At 65.8% G+C, this 2,733-nt stretch carries 3 protein-coding genes; all 3 read right to left on the reverse strand.

Annotated elements, in window-relative coordinates; all coding sequences use genetic code 11:
* Window positions 1-615 (reverse strand): hypothetical protein (locus M0R80_31880; protein MCK9464241.1); only part of this gene is annotated, 615 nt, incomplete at its 3' end.
* 12 nt (window positions 616-627) lie between these two features.
* Complete coding sequence (locus tag M0R80_31885) at window positions 628-1,830, reverse strand: type II secretion system F family protein (GenBank protein MCK9464242.1); 1,203 nt, start codon at window positions 1,828-1,830, stop codon at window positions 628-630.
* A gap of 109 nt (window positions 1,831-1,939) precedes the next feature.
* A partial coding sequence (locus M0R80_31890) for a PilT/PilU family type 4a pilus ATPase (GenBank protein ID MCK9464243.1) occupies window positions 1,940-2,733 on the reverse strand: 794 nt, incomplete at its 5' end.

Here is a 2,733-nt window from a genome sequence, read left to right on the forward strand (position 1 = left end):
GAGGCCGCGCCCCGCCCGCTCGAGGCGCGAGACGAGCGAAGTCACGAGCCATGCCACGACGAACAGCGCCGAGACGTTGACGCCGAGGAAGTAGGCCGTGCCGCCGGGCGTCAGGGGCGGCGCCGTCTGATCCCCGAGCAGCGGGAGGAGGCCGGAGTGGACCGCGGCGGACATCGCGACGAGGAGCGCCGCCGAGAGAGCGGCCGAGGCGTACGCGGCGCGACCGCCTATGACGATCGCCGCGACGATGACCCACAGATCGAAGAGGAACGTGAACCCGGAGCCGATGCCGCCGGTCGCGTAGACGAGACACCCCCAGAACAAGGCGTCGATCCCGGGCTGCGTGTAGGAGAGGGAAAGCCGGCGGTGTCCCGTGCGGTACCAGAGCGCGTACCCGATCGAGGCGAGGTACGTCACCGCGATGAGCGCGAGCAGGAACCGCGGCGTGGGGTCGGTGAACGACGCGGACGCGCCGTAGTTGAACACGAGCGTTGCGCCGAGGAGGATCGAGATGAGCCCGACCCGGAGCGCCATGATCCACAGGATGCGTCGCTCGCTCGTGCGGAACCGGTCGGCGGGCTCAGCGCCGAACTCCGTTTTTGCGGATTCGGGCATGCGGGCTCCGGTCTATTCGATGGTCCCGGCGAGGGAGAAGATGGGCAGGTACATCGCGATGACCATTCCACCGGCCACGACGCCGATGAGGACGAGCATGAGCGGCTCGAGGAGGCTCGTGAGGCCCCCGACCGCGACCTCGACCTCCTCGTCGTAGAACTCGGCGATCTTGTTGCACATCACGTCGAGCTGGCCGGTCTGCTCGCCGACCGCGATCATCTGGATCACCATGCCGGGGAACACCTTGGAGTCCTGCAGCGGCTCGGACATGTTGCGGCCCTCGGAGATCCTGTCCCGCGCGAAAAGGACCGCCCTCTCGATGACCGCGTTGCCGGACGCCTTGGCCACGGTGAGCAGCGCGTCCATGATCGGCACGCCCGAGCCGAGGAGCGTCCCGAGCGTGCGCGTGAAGCGCGCCACCGCGATCTTGCGGACCAGCGGGCCGACGATCGGGATGCGGATGTACAGGCGATCCAGGAAGTAACTGCCGAACTTGCTGCGCTTGAAGAGCTTGACCCCGATGACCAGCGCCACAATGACGATGATCCAGATGTACCAGCTCGTCTGGAACGATCTCGAGAGGTTGATGAAGAACTGGGTCGCCGCGGGGAGCTCCTGGTCGCCGAAGTCCGCGAACATCTTCTCGAACGTCGGGATGACCCACTTCATCATGACGAAGAGGATGCACACCATGAGGATCAACATGCCGACCGGGTAGACCATCGCGGCCTTGATCTTGCGCATCAGGCGGTCGCGGTTCTCGATGTACTCGGCCAGCCGCTTCATGATCGTGTCGAGGATCCCGCCGAGCTCGCCCGCGGCCACGAGGTTCACGAACAGCTCGTCGAAGATCCTCGGGTACTTCGCGAGCGCTTCGGAGAACGTGGAGCCGCCCTCGACGATCGCCTTGATCTCCAGGATCCGCGCGCCGAACCACTTGTTGTCGCACTGCGTGCCGAGGATCTCGAGGCACTGCACGAGCGGCAGGCCGGCGTCGATCATGGTCGCGAACTGCTGGGTGAAGGTCTTGAGATCCTTGGACGAGGCGCTGTGCTGGAAGCTCAGGTGGATCTCGATGGGCTTCTTCTTCAGCGAGGTCGGGGAGAACCCCTGCTGCCGGAGCTTGCTCTCGGCTGCGTCCTTCGAGTCGGCGACGATCACGCCGGAAGCCGTCTTCCCGGTCTGGTTCTTCGCCTCGTAGAGAAACTCCGCCATCGATTCACACGCGCCCGCTCTTCGCGGCCTCTGAGTGCGTTGCGGCCATTGTAGAACGCGTCATCCCGACCGGTCAAAATCCCTGCGCCTTGCCAAGTCCCTCGCCTCTTCAGGACTGGCCCGAGAGCATCTGGCGCAGCTCGTCGGGATCGTAGCTGCGGCCGATCGCCTCCTCGACGGTGATCACGCGCTTCTGGAGCAGCGTGTACAGCGACTGGTTCAAGGTGATCATCCCGTGCTTCCCCTGTCCCACCTGCATCTGCGAGTACAGCTGGTGGACCTTGTCCTCGCGGATGAGGTTGCGGATCGCCGGGTTCGGGATGAGCACCTCGCAGGCGACGACGCGCCCGGGGCCGCCCGCGCGCGGCAGGAGCTGCTGCGTCATGATCCCCTGCAGGACATGGGACAGCTGCGCTCGGATCTGCGACTGCTGGTGCGGCGGGAACAGGTCGATGATGCGGTTCACGGTCTGGACCGCGTTGTTCGTGTGCAGCGTCGTGAACACGAGGTGCCCGGTCTCGGAGATCGTGAGCGCCGCCTCGACGGTCTCGCGATCGCGCATCTCGCCGATGAGCACGACGTCCGGATCCTGGCGCAGGATGTACTTGAGCGCCTCCTTGAAGCCGAACGTGTCCGTGCCGACCTCGCGCTGGTTGACCACGCACCGCTTGTGGGGGTGGAGGTACTCGATCGGATCCTCGATCGTGACGATGTGCTGCCGCGTCGTCGTGTTGATCTGATCGATGATCGCGGCGAGCGTCGTCGACTTCCCGGCGCCCGTCGGCCCGGTGATGACGACGAGGCCGCGAGGCCTGTTCACGAGCTCGAGCGTGATAGGCGGGAGGCCGAGCTCGTCGAGCGTGAGGATCTTGAACGGGATCGCGCGGAAGGCGCCGGCGATTG

The sequence above is a fragment of the Pseudomonadota bacterium genome (assembly GCA_023229365.1).
In the GTDB taxonomy this organism is placed as follows: Bacteria; Myxococcota_A; Polyangia; order JAAYKL01; family JAAYKL01; genus JALNZK01.